This window comes from Leptolyngbya sp. GB1-A1 (genome assembly GCF_039962475.1).
GTDB lineage: Bacteria > Cyanobacteriota > Cyanobacteriia > Elainellales > Elainellaceae > Leptolyngbya_A.
Genome location: NZ_JAMPLI010000024.1, coordinates 1 through 20,685, shown reverse-complemented (window position 1 = coordinate 20,685; position 20,685 = coordinate 1). Strand labels below are relative to the sequence as shown.

21 protein-coding genes and 2 tRNA genes are annotated in these 20,685 nt (G+C 50.0%); 10 read left to right on the top strand and 13 right to left on the bottom strand.

Annotated features, from left to right (window positions below; translation table 11 throughout):
- Positions 1-435: 435 nt before the first annotated feature.
- A complete protein-coding gene (locus tag NDI45_RS19780; RefSeq protein WP_348248404.1) occupies positions 436-1,665 on the top strand; it encodes a 2-isopropylmalate synthase in 1,230 nt (409 codons plus the stop codon).
- 67 nt (positions 1,666-1,732) lie between these two features.
- Entirely contained in the window at positions 1,733-2,632 is a 900-nt protein-coding gene (locus NDI45_RS19775; protein ID WP_348248403.1) for a polyphosphate kinase 2 family protein, read from the top strand.
- Between the two features lie 36 nt (positions 2,633-2,668).
- On the opposite strand, the gene NDI45_RS19770 is transcribed toward NDI45_RS19775, so the two are convergent.
- The 3 genes from NDI45_RS19770 to NDI45_RS19760 all read right to left on the bottom strand — a co-directional run bounded on the left by NDI45_RS19770 (position 2,669) and on the right by NDI45_RS19760 (position 5,928).
- Positions 2,669-3,517, bottom strand: a complete 849-nt coding sequence (locus tag NDI45_RS19770) for an inositol monophosphatase family protein (protein ID WP_348248437.1) — start codon at positions 3,515-3,517, stop codon at positions 2,669-2,671.
- Positions 3,518-3,719: 202 nt separating this feature from the next.
- The gene (locus NDI45_RS19765) at positions 3,720-4,583 is read right to left on the bottom strand and encodes a sugar kinase (protein WP_348248402.1); all 864 of its coding nucleotides are present in this window, start codon (positions 4,581-4,583) and stop codon (positions 3,720-3,722) included.
- A gap of 76 nt (positions 4,584-4,659) precedes the next feature.
- Entirely contained in the window at positions 4,660-5,928 is a 1,269-nt protein-coding gene (locus NDI45_RS19760; RefSeq protein ID WP_348248401.1) for a family 10 glycosylhydrolase, read from the bottom strand.
- A 185-nt stretch (positions 5,929-6,113) separates the two neighbouring features.
- Between NDI45_RS19760 and fabI the strand changes: the two genes are divergently transcribed.
- From fabI to NDI45_RS19745, 3 genes are all read left to right on the top strand, one after another.
- The gene (fabI, locus tag NDI45_RS19755) at positions 6,114-6,890 is read left to right on the top strand and encodes an enoyl-ACP reductase FabI (protein WP_348248400.1); all 777 of its coding nucleotides are present in this window, start codon (positions 6,114-6,116) and stop codon (positions 6,888-6,890) included.
- A 310-nt stretch (positions 6,891-7,200) separates the two neighbouring features.
- The gene (locus NDI45_RS19750; RefSeq protein ID WP_348248398.1) at positions 7,201-7,581 is read left to right on the top strand and encodes a DUF1823 family protein; all 381 of its coding nucleotides are present in this window, start codon (positions 7,201-7,203) and stop codon (positions 7,579-7,581) included.
- Between the two features lie 29 nt (positions 7,582-7,610).
- Positions 7,611-8,003, top strand: coding sequence for a RidA family protein (locus tag NDI45_RS19745; RefSeq protein ID WP_348248397.1), 393 nt, complete (start codon positions 7,611-7,613; stop codon positions 8,001-8,003).
- Between the two features lie 29 nt (positions 8,004-8,032).
- On the opposite strand, the gene NDI45_RS19740 is transcribed toward NDI45_RS19745, so the two are convergent.
- Positions 8,033-8,404: a response regulator gene (locus NDI45_RS19740; RefSeq protein ID WP_190792034.1), complete on the bottom strand. Its 372-nt coding sequence runs from the start codon at positions 8,402-8,404 to the stop codon at positions 8,033-8,035.
- 309 nt (positions 8,405-8,713) lie between these two features.
- A tRNA-Glu gene (locus NDI45_RS19735) sits at positions 8,714-8,786 on the bottom strand.
- A gap of 411 nt (positions 8,787-9,197) precedes the next feature.
- On the opposite strand from NDI45_RS19735, the gene NDI45_RS19730 reads away from it, so the two are divergent.
- The 4 genes from NDI45_RS19730 (at position 9,198) to NDI45_RS19715 (ending at position 14,014) form a co-directional block, all read left to right on the top strand.
- On the top strand, positions 9,198-10,784 hold the full coding sequence (locus tag NDI45_RS19730) for a B12-binding domain-containing radical SAM protein (RefSeq protein ID WP_348248396.1): 1,587 nt from the start codon (positions 9,198-9,200) through the stop codon (positions 10,782-10,784).
- Positions 10,785-11,708: 924 nt separating this feature from the next.
- Positions 11,709-12,038, top strand: a complete 330-nt coding sequence (locus NDI45_RS19725) for a hypothetical protein (protein ID WP_348248395.1) — start codon at positions 11,709-11,711, stop codon at positions 12,036-12,038.
- Between the two features lie 162 nt (positions 12,039-12,200).
- A complete protein-coding gene (locus NDI45_RS19720; protein ID WP_190790099.1) occupies positions 12,201-12,890 on the top strand; it encodes a hypothetical protein in 690 nt (229 codons plus the stop codon).
- A gap of 809 nt (positions 12,891-13,699) precedes the next feature.
- Positions 13,700-14,014, top strand: coding sequence for a carbon dioxide-concentrating mechanism protein CcmK (locus NDI45_RS19715; RefSeq protein WP_190790100.1), 315 nt, complete (start codon positions 13,700-13,702; stop codon positions 14,012-14,014).
- A gap of 611 nt (positions 14,015-14,625) precedes the next feature.
- Here NDI45_RS19715 and NDI45_RS19710 read toward each other — a convergent pair.
- From NDI45_RS19710 to NDI45_RS19680, 7 genes are all read right to left on the bottom strand, one after another.
- Positions 14,626-15,123, bottom strand: a complete 498-nt coding sequence (locus NDI45_RS19710; RefSeq protein ID WP_348248394.1) for a GAF domain-containing protein — start codon at positions 15,121-15,123, stop codon at positions 14,626-14,628.
- Between the two features lie 136 nt (positions 15,124-15,259).
- A complete protein-coding gene (locus NDI45_RS19705; RefSeq protein ID WP_348248393.1) occupies positions 15,260-15,472 on the bottom strand; it encodes a hypothetical protein in 213 nt (70 codons plus the stop codon).
- A gap of 116 nt (positions 15,473-15,588) precedes the next feature.
- A tRNA-Pro gene (locus NDI45_RS19700) sits at positions 15,589-15,662 on the bottom strand.
- 61 nt (positions 15,663-15,723) lie between these two features.
- On the bottom strand, positions 15,724-16,089 hold the full coding sequence (locus NDI45_RS19695) for a DUF1818 family protein (protein ID WP_348248392.1): 366 nt from the start codon (positions 16,087-16,089) through the stop codon (positions 15,724-15,726).
- Positions 16,090-16,111: 22 nt separating this feature from the next.
- Positions 16,112-16,834 carry a hypothetical protein gene (locus NDI45_RS19690; RefSeq protein WP_348248391.1) on the bottom strand — a complete coding sequence of 241 codons (723 nt, stop codon included), beginning with the start codon at positions 16,832-16,834 and terminating at the stop codon, positions 16,112-16,114.
- Positions 16,835-16,875: 41 nt separating this feature from the next.
- Positions 16,876-17,142: a DNA-directed RNA polymerase subunit omega gene (locus NDI45_RS19685; protein WP_199296331.1), complete on the bottom strand. Its 267-nt coding sequence runs from the start codon at positions 17,140-17,142 to the stop codon at positions 16,876-16,878.
- Positions 17,143-17,233: 91 nt separating this feature from the next.
- A complete protein-coding gene (locus NDI45_RS19680) occupies positions 17,234-17,467 on the bottom strand; it encodes a hypothetical protein (protein WP_190790104.1) in 234 nt (77 codons plus the stop codon).
- Between the two features lie 161 nt (positions 17,468-17,628).
- Between NDI45_RS19680 and NDI45_RS19675 the strand changes: the two genes are divergently transcribed.
- Positions 17,629-19,779, top strand: a complete 2,151-nt coding sequence (locus NDI45_RS19675; RefSeq protein ID WP_348248390.1) for a flavin-dependent dehydrogenase — start codon at positions 17,629-17,631, stop codon at positions 19,777-19,779.
- Between the two features lie 205 nt (positions 19,780-19,984).
- On the opposite strand, the gene NDI45_RS19670 is transcribed toward NDI45_RS19675, so the two are convergent.
- Positions 19,985-20,371 carry a hypothetical protein gene (locus NDI45_RS19670; protein ID WP_190792073.1) on the bottom strand — a complete coding sequence of 129 codons (387 nt, stop codon included), beginning with the start codon at positions 20,369-20,371 and terminating at the stop codon, positions 19,985-19,987.
- Between the last annotated feature and the right edge of the window lie 314 nt (positions 20,372-20,685).

Here is a 20,685-nt window from a genome sequence, read left to right as displayed (position 1 = left end):
AGAGTTTGAAGCTTTTATCTGCTCAAGGCAAACATCTGAAGGCAAACATGTGCTTAGGGCAATTCAGAACGAAAATTCTTTTATTGCCCGGTTAGTGAGCTACCCAGTTAGCAACCTGGCTAATTAGTGAAAGATTGGCTCAAGAACAATCCAAATTTCCCTCAAGTTCTCTTCATAAATCACCTCTGATACTCTATAACCATCTAGAATGTCATTCCGTGAATTGGGATACACCAATTTCTGAAGAGGATGCGACAGTCTATCAGGGTGTTTTCTCAAGATGTCTTTGGTGTGAGGAGAAATTCATGTTTTTAGGGTCTGGCAAGCGGTATCTCACCATCATTCAATGGGACTGTTTACCTTGGGATTGGTTACCTTGGGATTGCTTACCCACAATAAGCCTGCTCAATTGTGGTTTCTCCCTGTCCTAAGCGCATGGAGATCATTCATCTGACCATTTCCGATGAGACGCTGCGCGACGGAGAACAGCAGGTCGGTTTATGCTTCAGCGCGGAAACAAAACGCAGTCTTGCCCATCAGATTGCTGCCACAGGCGTTCACCAGATTGCTCTTATGCCTGCGGTTCACGAAACGGAAGCTGAACTGGTCAAAATGTTAGTCACTGAGGGGCTTGCCGATCGCCTTGCCGCTTCCACCCCAATGACCTATAGCGCGATCGACCAGGCGAAAAGCTGTGGCGTGGAGCAAATTATTCTGTTTCATGCGGTGTCCGATCACCTGCTGTTTTTGCGCGACCCGGAAATCGATCGCCATCCGCTGTATGCAGGCAAAGCATACCGGGAATCATTGCCCTCTGCGCTTCGTGATCGAATTCGTCGCCAGATGATGGGCAAAGTGGTGGATCATTTGCGCTATGCTGCCAATCTGGGCTTGCGGATTTGCTTCGCTGCTGAAGATGCGAGTCGGGCAGATTTTGAGTTTCTGGTCGAGTGTTTGACCGCTTTTGCGCCCTATGTGGAGCAAATTCTTCTGTGCGATACGGTCGGCATTCTCACGCCCGAAAAAACCTATGTCTGGATTCACGATTTGCTGCAATACGCACCCCAAACGCCAATTGCGGTTCATTTTCACAACGACATGGGCTTGGCACTGGAAAACACGATTCAGGCAGTTCGAGCTGGAGCATCGGGTATTTCTGGAACCTTTGGCGGTATCGGGGAACGGGCGGGGAATGTGGCGTTAGAGCAGGTGCTCAACGGCTTAAAGCTGCGGTTCGGCTGGGAGGTGGCGGGCATTCGCTACAGTGCAGTGGCGCAGGTCGCTGAGAAATTGCACCATCAGGGGATTCGTGCCCATGCGCCCTACTCGCCTCAAGCACAGCATCACGAAACGGGGATTCACGTCCATTCCCTGCTGCGCGATCGCCACAGCTACACCAGCCTGCCCTATAGCCAGGTGGAAATCTGGTTTGGCAAGCATAGCGGGATGAGCAATTTTCGCTATCTGTTTGAACACTATCTGCAAATGCCGCTGACCTCAGAACAATACAAGCAGCTCAGTCAGGCAATGAAGGCGATTGCAATTCAGGAAAATCGATCGTTCTCGCTTGAAGAGGTGTTAACGCTGCTGGAGCAAGGAATTCTATCTTGTGGCGAATTCCATCAGGCAATGATTCCTTTCAAAGTCCAGCCTGACGCAGGATAATGAATTTCCACTGGACTTCTAAGATCAGCTCATTGGAATATTCGCCCGCCTCAATCGGAATATTTTTATGAACTTTGATCCATTTCTTGTCAAGCCTAATTCTTCGATTAAACTTAAACACTATGATCCGCGCTTTATTTCAGGACTAGAAACCCAAGATCTTCACCTTTCAAAAGATGAACTGAAAGCGCGATCGGATGAACTGCTACTTCAGGGGGTAAAGCGGCTCGGTGAACTTCAAGATAAGCTCTACGCCCAAAACACCTACGCGCTACTTTGCATTTTTCAAGCAATGGATGCGGCAGGCAAAGATGGCACAATCAAGCACGTCATGTCGGGCATCAATCCCCAGGGTTGTCAGGTGTTTAGCTTTAAGCAGCCTTCTGCCGAAGATCTGGACCACGATTATCTGTGGCGATACGCCAGAAATATGCCAGAGCGAGGTCGCATTGGGATTTTTAACCGTTCCTACTACGAAGAATCGCTGGTGGTGCGCGTGCATCCTGAACTGCTCGATCGCCAGCAGCTTCCCGACAGACTGAGACACAGCAAAAACATTTGGCAGCAGCGGTTCGAGGAAATTAACAATTTTGAGAAATATCTGACGAATAACGGCGTTGTGATTCTCAAGTTTTTCCTCAACGTCTCGAAAGAAGAGCAAAAGAAACGTTTTCTGAAACGATTGGATGAACCAGAGAAGAACTGGAAATTTTCTGCCAACGATGTCCGAGAGCGACAATACTGGGATGATTATATGAACGCTTTTGAAGACGTATTCAATCACACCAGTACGGAACACGCGCCCTGGTATATTGTTCCTGCCGATCGTAAGTGGTATGCGCGCCTGGTCGTTGCGGCTGTGATTCAGCAAACGATGGAGCAGCTCAACTTAGCCTACCCCGAAATCACCCCGACACAAAGACAGGCACTCGTCCAGGCGCGGCAAATGCTCGAAGCGGAACATTAATCCCCATCAGCAATGCCCATTAGCAAGGTCGATCGGCTATCCCTCAGCCAGCAGTTCTGAGGCGATTGTACAAAGCTGCTCATGGCAGGTTCCGTTGCTGGCAATCAAACAGCCCCACTGACTCACATCGCCCTGGTTGTAGCGTAGAGGCGAGCCGTCTGCATGGGTAAATTTGCCGCCTGCTTCGGTCAGGATGAGTTCAGGAGCCGCCATGTCCCAGTCTTTTGGAGCCGACTTGCCCGACAGCGAAATATACACATCCGCCCGCCGATCGACGATCGCTGCAATCTTACCGCCGACACTGCCCACTGCAAGCTGATTTTGGCAGGGTATCTGCTTTAGCATGGCGTTAAACCGATCGTCTCGATGGGTGCGGCTAACGACCACCGTTAAGTCGGCGATTTGCTCACAGTCCGACACGCGCATCGGCTTTGCCGCCCCGTCTGGCGTTTCTACAAACGTGCCGCCGCCAAGGGTCGCGTAATAAAGCTTATTCAGCTCTGGGCAAGCCACGATCGCCAGCATCGGACGACCCTGATAAGCCAGTGCCAGATGAAAGGCAAATTCTCCAGTTTTGTCAATAAAATCACGGGTTCCGTCTAGCGGGTCGAGAATCCAGACCCAGCCGTGGGGCAACGGTTCCGGGGCAGCCTTTGCCTTATAGGTTTCCTCGCTGAGATAGCCAAAATCTTCTGTGCCAAATGCCGCCTCCAGCTTGCTCAGCACATAGTGATTGACTGCCAGGTCTGCTGCTGTCACCGGACCATCTTTTTTGTCTTGAATATTGAGCTCCCGGACGCTGCCGTCTTGCATCGGTTCGCCCCGGTAATAAGCCCGCAGAATTTTGGCCGCCCCCCATCCGATCGATCGGGCAATGGGCAGCATTGAATCTAGCGTCTGCGAGGTCACGGATGGAATTGCCACGTTTACTCCTCTGATCTACCAGGTGAAACGACTGCTCAAACGCCTTCTGAGATTAGGCTAAGATTAGGCGGTTCGTTTATTACTCCGCTCATTATAAAGGCATCGCTACCGCTTCCCCGGCCTGAATCGCCCATCTTTCTGCCTCCTCTAGAAACATCAAAACTTATAAGGGTTTGGGTCTCATCCACGATCGCGTCCCAAAGGCAGTACAGGCACGACTGGCAACCTGAGCCGCCTGCATTAATGCTTCTGTAAACTCTGACTGCAAGCAGAAATGGCAAAACGCGCCATGAAACACATCACCTGCCCCCAGCGTATCGACCGTTTGCACCTTAGGAACTACAACCTCGCCAGACTGTCCCAACCTGCGATAAACGATCGGCTGCTCTCCCTGTGTGACTGCACTGTGAGGAACCCCCAACCATTCCAGATAATCCAGCACATCCGCAATGGTTTCCCTTCCAGGTGGACGAAAATTCGCCGAGCAAATCACAAAGTCTGCCTCAGGCAACACCCGCTCGAATCCGGGTTTCCAGCTTCCACCATCCACCACGATCGGGATATTTTGTGCCTTTGCCTGTTGGGCAATCGTCTCACTGACCCTCATTTGATGCCCATCGATTAGCACCACATCCACCCTGCTCAAAACTTCTGGCGGAATCACAGCCGGGTCTGCTTGAGACTGCACCGCATTGAGCGAAATCACTGCCCGTTCCCCAGTCGATTGCGTGACCAAAATCGAAGAAGTCGGCGGCGGATCGGTGCGATCGGGCTGCAAATCGACGATCGTCACCCCCCAAGGCTGGACATCTGCCAAAATCAGTTCCCGAATTGGATGCAGCCCCAGCACCCCCAACACCTGAGCCTCGTTCCCCAAATCACTAAATGTCACTGCCGCATTGGTTGCTGGACCCCCCGCTGCTGCCACATAATCCAGCGCGACCTGCTTTTGATTACGATCGGGCACATCCTCCACTAAATAAATCAAATCCAGCGTCACCAGCCCAACAAATAATCCCCGTGCCATGTTTCCTGCCTGCAAATATGCGGATGGTTAACTCCTGGTTTTTCCGGTTTATATCACACCCAATCGTGTAAAAAGTTTAGGAATTGCCGGGAAATAAGACTTTTAAATCAGTTAGATTTCGAGCAATTTTTTGGGGCGATAGCTGCTCATAAAACAGCGTTTCGTAGAAAAAGCAAGAAATTCCAGCAAATTGTTTTTGGCGGGTTGTTTGCACCTGCTCTTGAATTTGGCTCATGCGAACAGAACTGGTACGAAGGCCGGTCAGAATGCCAATTGCAGTTGGAATATGAGAGCGGATATCGATCACTTCAGCTTTATCAATTTCACCCAAAAAAGCAGATAAATTACTGCGGTAAACCTGTAAAACAAGTTCTTCAACCCATCCTTCCTGCTGCCACGATCGCCAATCCACGCAATAATTGCGGCGAGAAAAGCCTAACGGGTTGGGAGAGAGAGACATCAGACAGCTTCGTTTAGTTTTTACTTCCCTAAAAATGCGCTGAAACAGCAGCGTAATCTTATCGGTTAACCATTGCTGTCGCCTTGAATCGTTTGGGACGATCGGCATCCATTGATTCTGATTTTCCTGACGGTAAAGAGCTTGAGAAAACGCATCATAGCCCAGTTCGATCGGCAAGCCAAAATTGTCATCGAGCTGCACCCCATCCACGTCATAGCGAGCCGCCACATCCGCAATCAAATCAACAATGAACTGCTGCACCTCAGGATGACACGGATTTAGCCAAACTTTGCCAGTGCGGATAGAATTGTTTTGCTGATCGGTAGTAATGAAATTGGGATAACGCGTTGCGATCGGAGAACCTGGCAAAGCCATCAATCCATACTCAAACCAGGGAATGACCCGTAGCCCCAAAATTCTTGCTTCTGCAACCAGTTCTGCTAACATATCCCGATTCGCAAAATTTGGATCAGGAGTCACCGCAGAGCCAAAAAAATCCTGTGCGACTGAACTCGGATAAAGGGTGAATCCTTTGTTCCAAACAACTGGATAAACGGTATTAAAGCCTAGCTCTTTCAACCATTGCAAACCCTGTACAAGATTGCTGCGGGAATAAAGAACTCTGCTATCCACATTCGTTAGCCAAACGGCTCGTAGTTCCTGAATGGCAACCCGAACGTGCGACAGAAGAAAATATCCTAATTTCCCAACTGTGCCCAGCGATCGAGTCAATTCCACAAAGCAATGATCGCCCACTCGAAATGCATATCGAATCTCAAAAAGTTGATCGATCGTAACCATAAATTTATTCGGCAGCGACAGACGATTCGCCGACAGAGGCGCTTTCTTAAACACAGTATTTTGAACAATTCGTAAAACTGGCATCGCCGTCTCTGCTCTCAAAATCAGTCTTCTCAACCATCAACCAGCCCACCCTAACCCGCGTCAGCAACGAACAATCCTCAAAGCTCCCCCTCTCATAAAACAAACAGTCCCTCTCCACGCTTCCCCTCTGTCCCCTTTTCGGTCAAAATCCTAATTGCGCCAGAAAAGCTTTGAGAAGATGACCCATGCTGAACTTAACCGGAAAAAACGCGCTCGTTACGGGTATTGCCAACAATAAATCGATCGCCTGGGGGATTGCTCAGCAGCTTCATGCCGCCGGAGCGAATCTGGGCGTGACTTATCTACCAGACGAGAAGGGACGCTTTGAAAAGAAAGTGTCAGAGTTAGTGGAACCGTTGCAGCCCAGCCTGTTTCTGCCCTGCGATGTGCAAAATGAGGTGCAGCTCCAGGAAACCTTCGACACCATCAAGGACAAGTGGGGCAAGCTGGATATTTTGATTCACTGTCTTGCCTTTGCCAGCAAAGATGCCTTGAGTGGGGACTTTAGCAGCGTCTCCCGACAAGATTATGCGCAGGCGATCGAGGTGAGTGCCTATTCGCTGGTGAGCATGAGCCGTGCCGCAAAGCCCTTGATGACCGAAGGCGGCAGTATCGTAACGCTCACCTATCTAGGCGGTGTGCGGGTAATCCCCAACTACAATACGATGGGCATTGCCAAAGCCGCGCTTGAGATGAACGTGCGGTATCTTGCCTTTGAAATGGGATCGCAAAACGTGCGGGTCAACGGTATCTCGGCAGGTCCAATTCGGACGCTGGCTTCTTCAGCCGTAGGCGGCATTCTGGATATGATCCATCATGTTGAGGAAGTGGCTCCCCTACGGCGCACTGTGACTCAGGCAGAAGTCGGCAACACAGCGGCTTTTCTGTGCAGTGATCTGGCAACCGGCATTACTGGGCAAATTCTTTATGTGGATGCGGGTTATGAAATTATGGGAATGTAGGGGAATGAGGAGATGAGGAAATGGCATTAATCTCGCAGCTCATCTCATGAAAAAATAAAAAGCCCCACAATTCGATTGCAGGGCAAGGACAGTTAAACGCTAAGACCAGTGTGCTTCTGGCGATCGACCGTTTCCTCTACCTTTGTGCCGATTTCTTCAGTGTCCTCTCTATAGCCGGATCTGACGAAATGCAGGGATCACGATGGGGAGACGTTTTGAGGGTTTGTAATGAGGGATAAGACGCTAAACCGTTTCTGTGCCAGGTTAAAGTTTCTCAACAATTCCACTCAGAATTCAATAAGTTAGCACAATGCCAGAACTTCCCCCGCTCACCAACGCCACTCTTTGGGCAATTTTGCATGACGAGTTAGATGATTCGACGGTCAATCAGCTTGTGTGGCAAGCGTTGGGCTATTGCTACGACGAGACATGCCACCAGTGGGGCCATGCGGCTGTCCCGCAAGACTGGGGTTCTGCCTATCCTGAGCCACCAGACTTTATTGCCAGCCGTCCGGCAACGGTCAAGCTGACGCGATCGATTCCGTCCGAAAACAAGCAGTTGCTCAAAGAGGAACTCGGCTTTCCGGGCTATCAAGTGAATGAGCTGGTTCCCCGTAAGACCCGTCGGGCAACGATTGTGAACTGGCTGCTGAGCTATCGCAGGCAGAGGGCTTCCTCTGCCCACTTCTGACCCTTAGATCTTCCTGACCCCTTTTTCCTATGACTCGCGAAATTATTCGTACAAATCAGGCTCCTGCTCCGGTTGGTCCCTACAATCAGGCAGTCGTTGCCGCTGGGCAGCTCGTGTTCGCCGCTGGGCAGATTGCGCTTGATCCAGCAACAGGGACGATCGTCGGTGAAGGAGATGTCGCACGCCAAACTGAGCAGGTTTTTGCCAATCTCAAAGGCGTTCTTGAAGCGGCTGGAGCCACGCTGCAAGATATTGTGAAAACCACTGTTTTTCTAGTAGATATGAATGATTTCGCAGCCATGAATGCTGTCTACGCCCAGTATTTTGATGAGGCACTCGCCCCTGCCCGCGCCTGTGTTGAAGTTTCGCGGCTGCCTAAAGATGTGCGAGTTGAGATTGAATGTATTGCCGTAAAGCCTTAAAGCCGTAAACCGGTCGGCAAGGGGACGGCTTAACGAGCCGACTGCAAAAGCTGCTTAACGGTTTTCATCATTTCTATAGGGTGAAATGGTTTTGTAATGTAGGCATCCGCTCCCTGTTTCATGCCCCAATAGCGATCGAATTCCTGATCCTTGGTAGAGCAGATCAAGACGGGGATATTTTGCATCTCCGGCTCTTTTTTGATCCAGCGGCACAGCTCATAGCCATTCATCTTGGGCATGACAATATCGGTGATGACGAGATCGGGCAGGGCACTCTGCATTTTTTCTTGAGCCTCAAAGCCGTTTGTTGCCTCAATCACTCGAAGTCCGCTATTTTGCAGCAGTTCTGACAGCATTTTTCGTACTATCTGGCTGTCGTCCACGATTAACACCGTACTCATAGCTTCCTTCTCTAGATTCCCCGATAGGTCCTGCAACAGTAGATAGGCTGTCGTACCTACGCACTGACTACAATTCCTTGTCTGGTTTTGCGTTAAACGAGTCTACCCGCTTAGGAATTCATCAGAATTCAGTTGAAGCCTTGACCTCAAGCGATCGAGGTGGCTCTTTTACAGAGTATGCCCAGAAATGCTGCACTTTTCGCTTGGGCAACCTCTCTCTTTCGTAATTTTTTCAGCTTTATCTAGAGAGATCTAGCTGCAAAGGCAACCTGCCAGTCTCAGCAGACCTGCCAGAAGATTTGTTTGAAATACCCCCAGGGGAATTCGAATCCCCGTCGCCTCCGTGAAAGGGAGGTGTCCTAGGCCTCTAGACGATGGGGGCACAAGAATCAGCAAAGCGCAGTGATACTGGGCTAATAAACTGTGCCAATGAATACCAAGCAGAATCAAGCAAAAGCTGAATTCGTCCGCTCTGTATCTGTTTCACTATTGTAAATGAAAACGGGTACGAGTAGCGATCGAAGTCAGTAGAAAAATTTAGGCTCCCCGATAGAGATTTAAACCATCTAAAACAGTTTGTTCCAGGAACAGACTTGGCAGAGTTTGGAAGCTTGCTTGTTGATAGTGCGTTAGCATCAAGCTGATCAACATCGAAACTACCGCTTGGGCTTGAGGCGAGTGGTAGACATCAACCAGTTGAACGTTAACTTTTATCCATACCTTTTTCCCACTATAGGAAGTTCAGTGCAATATGTTATTGAAACCAAGTCATCCTAGGTTGAGGACTTCGTGAATGAAGGCACTCTTACTCTACCCTTGCTTTCCCCAATCTTTCTGGTCTTATGACCGATTTATGGAATTGGCTGGACTCAAAGCAGTCATTCCGCCATTAGGAATTATTACAGTCGCAGCACTCCTGCCAGAGGATTGGGAAATTAGGTTTTATGACCGCAATGTCAAACCTGAAACCGATGACGATTGGGAGTGGTGTGAGATCGTTATTCTCTCTGCCATGCTGGTTCAGAAGCCTGACTTCCACGCCTTGATTCAGAAAGCTGTGCGGTTGGGCAAGAAGGTGGCCGTGGGTGGTCCCTATCCAACGTCAGTCCCTCAAGATGCCCTCGCTTCTGGAGCGCATTACCTGATATTGGATGAGGGGGAGATAACTGTTCCACAATTTTTGGAAGCCCTTGCTCAAGGCAGAGACCAAGGAATTTTTCGCACCACTGAGAAGCCTGACGTCACCACTAGCCCAACTCCCCGCTTCGATCTGCTCCAGCAGGATGCCTACTTGATGATGGCGATTCAGTTTTCTCGTGGCTGCCCCTTCAACTGCGAATTCTGTGACATTATCACCTTATACGGTCGCAAACCCCGCACGAAAGAGCCGGGTCAGACCCTTGCAGAGCTCCAAACTCTATACGACCTGGGCTGGCGGGGGTCTGTTTTTATTGTTGATGACAACTTTATTGGTAATCAGCGTAATGTTAAATGCTTGCTGAGGGAATTGATTCCTTGGATGCAGGAGCGCAATTATCCCTTCACCTTCCTTACTGAAGCCTCTGTGAATTTGGCAGAGGATGCTGAACTGTTAGATTTGATGGCTAAAGCGGGGTTCTACGGCGTCTTTTTAGGCATTGAAACCCCTGATCAAGACAGCCTGCAAGTCACTCGCAAGCTTCAGAACACCCGCAACCCCTTAGTAGAAGCTTGTCGTACTATTAATCAAGCTGGGTTACTCATTTACGCCGGATTTATCATTGGCTTTGATGGGGAACGAGCGGGTGCTGGTGAGCGAATTCGAGCCTTTGTGGAAGAAACCGGCATTCCTCAACCGATGCTCGGCGTTCTACAAGCCCTACCCAATACCGCACTATGGCAGCGACTTGAAAAAGAGCAGCGATTATTAGAGGGCTTGGGTGCTGTTGAGGTAGGAGATCAGAATTCATTGATGAATTTTACTCCCACCCGTCCGATCGCTGAAGTTGCCAATGAGTACATTGATGCGCTCTGGACAATGTATGAACCCAGGAACTATCTCAAGCGTTGTCTCCAGCAATGTCTGAGCATCAGAACTAATCCTCAGCTCCAGCAGAATATGTACTTTCCACCAGGAAAAGGTCTACGGCTCGTTGCTCAGTTGATTTGGCATCAAGGTATCTGGCGATCTGAGACTCGCGCTCAATTTTGGCAACAGCTTTGGACGATTTTGCGTAGTAAGCCTCAATTTCTCAATATGTATCTTGGATTATGTGCTGCCGGAGAGCATTTCTGGGAGTACCGCGTTTTAGCAAGAGAACGGATTACCCAGCAGCTAGGCTACGATCCATTAACAGTGCCTGTGCCAGCAGTAGAAGAATCGATGTCTGTGACAGCATAGTTTGGCCTGGAGCCTTCTACAAGGCTCAGATAAGGTTAGGGGTGCTGAATTATCACAGTTTTGGAGGGAGTCGCAGGGTGAGCGAGTTCATCTAATTTGACGATCGCTTCTCTCGGAAATCTATACTGAGTATTTATTCCTGCGTAACTGTACCCAAAAAGATGGGGGACTTTCCGACTATGCCCGCAACTCAAAAGATAGGATGATGAACCCATATCAAAAACGCCAGCCGCACCCTATTTAGGCTGGTATATAGGAAAAAGCCCTAACCGATCGGCTAGGGCTTATTGTTTTATGGGGCATAGTTTTATAGGGCACAGCGATTGAAAAACCTCATCCCCCTTGTCTCGATCGGATGAGGCAAAACCCATAAGGTGCATGGAATATCGTTCTCAGATTCCCATGCAGCTATGAAATTGTGATAAAACGGCAGAAGCTCAACCCAGCGATCGTTGCTACAACATAATAAAGTTGAATATCTCTATAGCGTCCAGCTAGTAATGTCCAGCCATTAATATAAATAAATGCCCTGGCAGGAGTCAGGGCACTCAAGAGAGGATAGAGTTTTTACAGTTGCTTAGATGTTTCTAGATCCACTTGCAGATGTCCCATTTCCTGATAATTTGCTGGAAGATTAATCTGCTTACCGCTTCAATTGGCACAATTACCCGATCGACCTATCGACAAAGCCCCAAAAATTTACTGAATAGTCCAGCGTTAGTCCAAAGGCTTTTTCAACTTATAAAAACTGCTCCTGGCAAAATTTCTACCTTTTTGCTTAGTTACGTATTGCAAACAGGCAGGCAAAAGATCGCGCAAATCCTTGATTTTTCCTTGTTTTAGCGACCGAGTAACTGGCACACTCAGGCACGCCTTTGTATAGCAGCCGAAAAAAATGGTCGTTAAGGACAAGCTGTCCCGCTTATGATGATTGATCTCTGTGGAGACGAACGGAATTTATCACAAGACATAGTTTATCGGCTCTACAACGACCCCTCACGCAGTCCTAGTAGCAAAGTCCTCCACAAACTAGCGAAAGCCTTGCCCTTCAGCGCTCTTAATGATTGGCTCAAGTTTGGGCTGGTGGACAAAGAGCGACGATCTCTTTTTGTTCGAACAGCTGAAAATTTTATTGAACATCTCAAAGAAGAATCTGATTGGCTTAAGCAACTTTCAGAAGCGGTAAGACAGGGTGATCACGCCAAAGCCAAAGAATTGGTGGAGGAGTTCGATCGCTGTTTTTCTCGTCGGTAGCACTAGTCAAGGGCTTTGTGCTGCTCACGCCATCTTGAATTGTTGGTGGAAGACTTCGATTGCTAAACAAAGGCGAACTAGGGGCATCCTCAGGACACTCGATCGTTACCCCTCCCACCGCTCCGGGAAGGTTTAAACCAAACCTCCCTCTCAAGCAAACCCATGAAATTCTCTCTTGCAGTGCTGACGATCGCCCTATTTCTTCCCGCACGTCCGGTTTCCGCTCAAGCCCTCAATGTGCAAGGGCTTCAGGCTCAGTTGCACCAGCAATACTGCTCACAACAGTGGGCAGACGCAGCCAGCACAGCCGATCGACTTCTCGCGGCTCCAATTCAGTGGAATCTAGGGCAGCGAGAGCAGATGAGTGACCATCGCGACCTGCTGGCTCGCTACGCCCAAACCGGGGCAAGATTCAGCACGATTCCCGGTTGTGGCGATCGGATTTCGACTGAGCAGTGGGAGCGAGCTGCAAGCACAATTAGAAATGGGGCAGGAAGCGGCGGCAGAAGAACAGGCGGAGCCTCCCACGCGAGCAGTCCGGTTTCAAGCGGTTCCAGTATTGGCAGTTCTGCGATCGACTTTGACCTTCCCTATCGCAGTGGTCGTTCCTCAGTCGGCAGCAGTTCTTCTGGCAGTAGCTCTGCCTCAGTTGACACCAACTCTTTTGGCGGCAGTGATTTTCTGGGGCACGGCGGTTCCTCGTTGTCGCTTCCCATCCAAACTTCTCTCCCCCTCTCGGTCGAGCTTAGCGGGTCTACAGGGGGCGGAAGCTGTAACACGCCGAGTGACATTGCCACTGATAGAAGCCGCTGTAGTGGCAGAGCTGTAAGTACACGATCGAGTGGCAGGTAAAAAACTTACATCTCAGGTAGAGGTATGAACTGCTCAAAGATGGCGAGAGGACAACCCCGCAGCTGACTGAAGCAACCCAAGGTGGGCAAGCGCAAGTCCAGCTCTGTTACAAACGCCTCTGTGCTCGCCAACTCATCGAGCGATCGGGCAAGGGGCGAGCTTGCCACCCGTATTCGTCCCGTATTCGTACAGATTGGAGTTGAATGGCTCTGGCAACGAAATGGGGAAGGGTGAGCGTTGATTGGGAGAACTAGCTAAACGGCGATGTAATTCCGCTTCATCTGTTGTCTGCTGCCGAATGACTCTCGATTAGCCATCAAAAAGCCTTCCGAACGCACTGATTAGAGGGCTTGCATGACATGGGCTCATTTCAGAAATGCTTTGCAACGATCGACCCTCCGACTCAGCCTTGTCCCAATCGAACTGCTGGTTGCCTAGCCAGTACCCGAAGCTCGGACGTGATTCGATCGGCGAGTAGTTCCATATCGTGACTAAACAGCGGTACACTTAATAGTTAGATACACTTTTAAGAAATCAAGATTTTATTTGACACCGTATCCTGAATTTTATTGATAGTGCTGCGCAACGCTATTGAGTGCAAAGGCTTTGGTATATGGTTCTTAGAGCTACTACCACCGTACTTAGTTAACACGCACGGCATTCTATAAAACAGGCAACAAAGGACGCTTGATCAATATGGGTTGGGCACCGTATCAACCCATCAGGCAGATTCGTTCAAATGGAATCAGGGACGGATTCCTGAGTGTCTATCGACCATCAAAACTATCAAAAAGGTTAGATGTATCTTTATGTCAATTGCTGTTGGAATGATTGAAACCCTGGGTTTCCCGGCGATTACCGAAGCGGCGGATGCCATGGTGAAAGCGGCTCAGGTTACCTTAGTCGGCTACGAAAAAATCGGCAGTGGTCGAGTCACCGTCATCGTTCGGGGCAATGTTTCCGAAGTTCAGGCCTCGATCGCCGCGGGCATTGAGTCGGTCAATCGGGTTAATGGCGGCTCTGTGCTGTCAACTCACATCATTGCGCGCCCCCATGAGAACCTGGAGTATGTGCTGCCCATTCGCTACACCGAAGCAGTCACGCAGTTTAGAGATGGGATGTAAAACTTCCACTTCAAGAAAAAGAGGTTGCTAGGGGCGAAGCTATACCTGACATTCCGCCCTTTCCACTGGCACACTGACTATTAACGACTGAAGCAATTAGCTTCATAGCGATCACCTACTCACCGAGGAAGGCTGACGGGGACATCTCCCTAAGCCGATCGCATGAATATTTTGACTGCTTTTCCTGCCTTTAGCAGGAAGGAGATGTAAAGCATAATTGCAATAATCAATACATAACAAGAAAGGATTTAATAAACCGCTCCCTAATCATCGGGGGCATTTTTATTACTTGGAACGTTCTTCAAGACAAGCCCTCGACTAGTGCAACATTGATTGCCCTAACGTCTCCCAAGCTGAAGTGCTAGTGATGGGGGAATTCCCCTAGTCCGACCGATAGAGTACCTCGACTACTTTCTCTATCAATAGTTAGATTGAAATATGAAGTGACTTTGTGATTATCTGTACATAGCATATTTGTTGAACAAGCAGCCCCAGCTTATTAAAAGCGTTTTCTGTTACTTAACTCGTTCTCCAGAGAAGCCCTTGATCAGTGTGATCGAGGGCTTTGTATTTGTATCAGGTAAACAAGAGCCAATCTAGTTCTTTACTTCCTAAGGTAAATTGAGTTCTGTTTCCTGAATTGCCTTAACAAGATATGGCGTAATCTCATCTAGCAAAAATGCCTCTTCAGCTGTAAAAGGAATTGGCTTGAAATCGAAGTGGCAGATTGTGCCAAACAGTTCTCCATTCTCATCCAACAGCGGTACGCCGCAGTAAGACCGCACTATTTGCTGTTTCAGATGCCCCTCTACTCGATCGTCGTCTAGGGAGTCATTGATGACAAAAGGCTTGGCAGCACTTCGCACATAGACGCAATAGGAATCTACTACTGGTAAGTCCGGGCAACGCTCAATCTTAGAGTTCTCCCGGTCAATTAGATGCAGGTTGCGGAGGGTATCCCCCTCAAAGCGAAAAACGGCAGTAAAGCGATGGTTACTAATTGAGTTGAGGAATTGCAGCGCTGCCCGAACACCTCCTACTCTAAGGAGTTCACGAAAGGTAGCAATTGCTTTTGTAGGATGGGACGATAAGTGAGAGGTGGTAAGCATGGACGTTATAAATGGTGCAGCAGTGGGGCTTTATGATTCAACCATGTTGCGTCATTTCAGAAACAGCTTCAATCCTTCAATTGATTGAATCTTGCTTCAGCGTGATAGTGACTCTGGCTCGTTTAAATAGTCAAGTTCATAAACCGATCGCACCCAGCCCAACATCAGCGCAACATCGAGCAATATCTAAAATTTCTCTCCCATGAAGAAACCACGCCAACGTGCAGAGCGCGGCAGCATCAAGGTTAATCATAGGGGCGATCGTCTCCAACTTAGATGGACAGTAGCAAGAGAGCGTTCTCACTTGAATCTGCACCGTGCCAAGAAACTGGCTGTCCAGATTCAGCAAGATCTGATTGGATCTAGCGGTAGAAATGCTTAATTAATGCCAAGCAATGCCAAGTAGAAAACCTGCCCTCTCTGGTGAGAAAAGCAGGCTTCCAAGTGGGGATTTGATTTAAGCGATCGGAGCGGCGGGATTTGAACCCACGACCCCTACTACCCCAAAGTAGTGCGCTACCAAGCTGCGCTACGCCCCGATGCACTTCGTTTTGTGCTTAAACAGCATAACATAACTCATTGTCATCATTCTGCAATCTACTAAAAAACCTTGAGCATTTGCACTGCCTGAACCAATGGCGGAACTGCCTGCTCTGACCAGGTTCCTTCTGCGCCTCGTCCTGTTAGCACAATCAAACGAAGCTGATAAGTCTGAGGAAATCCCTCCGCTTCCAGCCAGATGCGATCGCTTTCGACCTCCAGACCAATCCGCTCCTCTTCCATGAGTTCCTGCCCCATCTGCCCCATCATCTGGTCAAGCTGCACCACAAGCCGACAAAAATCATCCAACTCTGCTTCCGTTAGCTCGATCGCCCAGTCGTCGCTGCCCACAAGTCCCTTAAACTGAGGTGCATCGGCATCCCAGCCGAGCCGCCATCCGGTTCCCTGTTTAAGTTGACGTACCATGAGCAGGTTTAAGAACGAACTCTTATGGAGCTAAAAGCTGAGCATCGCCGGGTTGAGGACTTTGAAGTGAGGGCGCAGCAGGGCGGGGAGCGGGCTGCGGGGCAGGACGAATATTAGTGGATGGAGGGATTACCCCTTCGGGAAACTGCGAAGCACTCGAGGCAGGGGGTTCGGCAGACGAAGGCGCAGCAGGCGCGGCAGGCGGGGTATAGACGGCATAAACAGACACGAGGGCATTGACCAGCCGATCGCGCTGATTTCGGGTGAGGCGATTGATGGCGGCGATGTCTCCAGCGTGAGGACTGGGGCGCAACGTATCTACACCGGGATAAGTTGAGGCGATAACTCTTTCGTTTGCGCCAAGATAATCCGCCAGGGTCAGCTTCCAGTCCAGGCGGTAGGTAAATGGTCTGCCCCTGACATAGGAGTGATAGCGAATCAGGCGACTTAGCAGCGTATTGCGATCAGACACCCGCCCCGTATCTTCGTTGACGTACTGATTTTCAAGCGGCAGATCGGGTTCCAGCGCATAGACCTGGGCAGCGGCTTCTTCAATTCGCAAAAACTGTTGCTGTGCCTGAGTGGCCTGAGGCGATACGGCAAAAATAAGGCGGGGCAGGGGATCTGTCTGTCGCGGAACCCCCCTCTGGATAGGCAGCATTGCGATTGCAATAAAGAAACCCGTGGTGATCAGCGCGATAAATCGCCCCGAACGAAATTGCTGACGACGGTTTGCCGATCGCATTCTGCCAAATTCCCCTGAATGATTCCCCTGAATGAATTAGGCTATTCGCCGATAATTTCGGGCTGAGTCAGCTCATCTGACATTTCGATGATTGCCCGGATAACAGGCTTCATTTTGGGGTCGTCGAGGCTGTCAAACTCCTCAAAGCGACGACGCTGGGCGCGGTTGGCAACTTGAACCGTAATGCGATAGCGGTTTGATGCAGCATTGACCAGATCTTCAGCTCGACGCATCAGCTGGGTGGTATCAAGCGCAGAGCGTTTTGCCACTCCAGTGGTGCGAATGGTTGGTTTGGTGAGAGCGTTCATTCTGTCAGCTCGGTTCATAGGTTGATTACTTCCCAATTTAGCCATGTTGATCGCAAATTGCCGAAATACAATTACTGGTTGTTACTACTTGTTACGGTAACGTTTTCCAGGCATGTGTGACAACATCGCTGAGCCAGCGACGCAGTTCTCGATCGAGCAGGCTATCGTCTGCCAGCACTTCAGCCGTGAGATCTTCCAGCGATTGCCCTTTAGAGCGAGCCACCTGCACCACGCCCGCAATTGCCGCCACAATTAATTCTTCATTAACAGGCTGCTGTCGCAGGGCAACTATTTCTTGTGAACTGGCTGGGATGGGATAATGCATTAGAAATCGATCTCTAGCAGTGATCGGGCGAATGACGAGACTTTTTCAGGCACATTTAGCGTACTCGGAAGTGTAGCGCAGATTGGGCAGTTGTCAACCCTGTTTTTACAGGAAATTTACCTCGTCTCTCAGCGAATTTATCGGAGCTTTAGAAATCCCTGATGAAAGAAATTCTTTATCTTGAAGTTCCCACCCCAGACCTTGCATCGGTCGGGCAGTGGCTCCAGCAAAGCTTTCAGCCTAGGATTGAAGCAGGCATTACAAAAGTGGCTACGCCGGACGGCATTCGGTTGGTATTTGCGGATTCTACGCGCCTGCGTCCTGCAACTGCATCGATCGCCGATGGTCTGGCTGAAGAACTTTCTATTTTTCTTTGGTCAGTCCAGCGCACCACTTATTTAAAGGTCTTTCGCTGGGCGGTGCAGCCTGTGCGTCAGGAGCGACAGATTCTAAAGCAGCTTACGCAACAAATTCGTCAAGCGTTTCCGAATCGCTATCCTGAACCTTCAGCGATCGATCTGAGCCAGCAGTCAATTTTTGATGCCCTCGCGCCCCATTACCCCAAGACAGTGGAATGCTTCCGGCGAATTCCCAACGGTGAGTATGACTTGACCCGTGTGTACTGGTGGGAAAAACGTTGGCGAGAGGGAGTTCGATCGCCGCAGCAGCCCAAACAAGTTGTTGTTCGCAAACAGCCGGAGCAAGAGCAAACCAGCTCTCTTGCCCCTGAGCAACCCGCCTATGACCTGATTTATATTGGCGGCGCACTGGGCGTAATTCATGCAGCAGTGATGGCTCGGCTCGGCTACCGGGTGCTGTTGTTAGAACGGCTGCCCTTTGGACGCATGAACCGGGAGTGGAACATTTCGCGATCGGAGTTTCAGAATCTGATTGATCTGGGGTTATTTACCGCCTCCGAGTTTGAGGGACTGATTGCCCGAGAATATATCGACGGGTTTCACAAGTTCTTCGATGCCAACAATCCGCCGCAGGCAAAAGCTCCAGTTCTGCACACGCCAACCGTGCTGAATGTTGCGCTCGATGCCGAAAAACTGCTGCGGCTCTGTGGTGAAAAGCTGCGATCGGCGGGTGGTGAAATCTGGGACGAAACCGAATTTTTGCAGGCAGAAGTCGGTGCGTCGGGCGTAACCGTTCGAGCCACCCATTTACCCACCGGGACGGCAAAACAGGCAGAAGGACGGCTACTCGTGGATGCAATGGGAACCGCTTCGCCGATCGCCTGGCAGCTTAACGGAGGACGGGCATTTGACAGCGTGTGTCCCACCGTGGGAGCGGTCATCGACGGCGGATTTGAGCCGGGGGTTTGGGATTCGCGCTATGGGGATGTGCTGAATAGTCACGGCGATATCTCACGCGGGCGGCAGCTCATTTGGGAACTGTTTCCTGGTCGGGGCGATGAGCTGACTTTCTATCTGTTTCACTATCATCAGGTGAACCCTGATAATCCTGGTTCGCTGCTGGAAATGTACGAAGATTTCTTTACCATCGTGTCGGAGTATCGTCGCTGCGACCTGAACCAGCTTCAGTGGAAAAAAGCGACCTTTGGCTACATTCCGGGACACTTCAGCACCTCGGCAACCGATCGCCAGATTGCCGTTGATCGATTGATCACGATCGGCGATGCGGCTTCGCTTCAGTCTCCGCTGGTGTTTACCGGATTCGGTTCGCTGGTGCGAAATTTGCCCCGCCTGACCGATCTACTCGACACGGCTCTGCGTCACAATCTGCTGAAGGCAAATCACCTGAATCAAATCCGGGCGTATCAGAGCAACATTTCTGTGACCTGGCTGTTCTCAAAGGGCATGATGGTTCCTACGCATCGTTTTATTGCGCCCCAGCGGGTGAACTCGATGCTCAATACTTTTTTTGGCATTCTTGCCAGCGAACCTCCTGCCGTTGCCGATCGCTTTATCAAAGACCGGGCGGGCTGGATTCCCTTTAACCGGATGGCAATTAAGGCGGCCTGGCTGAATCCGTCGCTGCTGCTGTGGATCTGGGAACTGGCAGGCCCACGGGATCTAATGCGCTGGGTGGGCAGCTATGTCAACTTCACCCTGTTTGCGCTGATGTGCTGGTTGCTGCGCTGGGTTCCTTCCCTGGCGCGATCGATTCAGCCCTGGCTGGAGGCAAAGAATCCATCGCTCTGGCTCTGGCTGCTGACTCAAAGTTATGCCCTCACCTATGGCATCGGCAATCCCAGAATCGAGTTTGTTAAAGGACAGGGACGATCGCGGCTAGCAAACCTGCAATCTCTGACCGGCAAGCCGATTCAGGACGCTCGATCGCAGTAGAACTCGCTGTGGCAGGCTCAGCGTTGAGAAGATGTTGAGCTAAAGATGAAGACATAAAAAAGGGGGCAAGTCGGTTCTTCCGCAGTCCCCTTTGGGGTAATTGCCCCCACCGTTTTGATTCAGTTTTGAACAGGCTAGGCTTGATCGACTAGGCTTAATTGGTCAGGTTTGATTTAACTCAGGAAAAGCCCGACCAACGCGGCGACTAGCGCGACTCCGGGAAGAAGGTCGACCAAGCTTCAGGATCTTCTACGGTGTAGCGAATGGGATTGCTGCAAAGCACAACGTTCTGATTGTTCCGGCACTGCTGATTTCCTGCTTCCGGCTCCTGAGTGATTCTGGGCGATTCAGCAAAATCAGGACCGGGATTGTTGCGGGCGCGCCATGCCTCTGACTCAATCTCACGAGCAGGGTTTTCGCACTGAGGGTCGAGGCTGTTGCGGCATTCAAAGGTTCCCGGCGTGCGCTCAGGATAGGCAGCGCGGGCGATCGGGCTTTCAATGACTGCACCTGCCGCAACCATTGCGCTAACAACGCCAGCAGAAAGGATCAACTTTTTGATCAGTGCATGAGCGAATTGAGATTTCATCATGAATTACTTCTCTTCAAAAATAAATGCTGACCAGGTTAGTTACAGTTAAAGCCAAGCGAATGGGCTTGTAAACTCAACTTTTGGTAGAACTATACGCCTTCCACAATCTTTTTTAACTTAAAAAAGACTAAAAGGATATTCAGAATTCAAATCAAAATCAATTTGATGATTACAGAATCAGAAGACTGCCCCAGTTTTACTTATCCCTGTTTCATCACTCTAGGCAGAGGAAAAGCGCTGAGGAGCCAAGTGAGGCAACCAGCCTGGAAACTGGTTGATCTGGTCAATTAGGCTCATAAACCCATGTCCTAAAT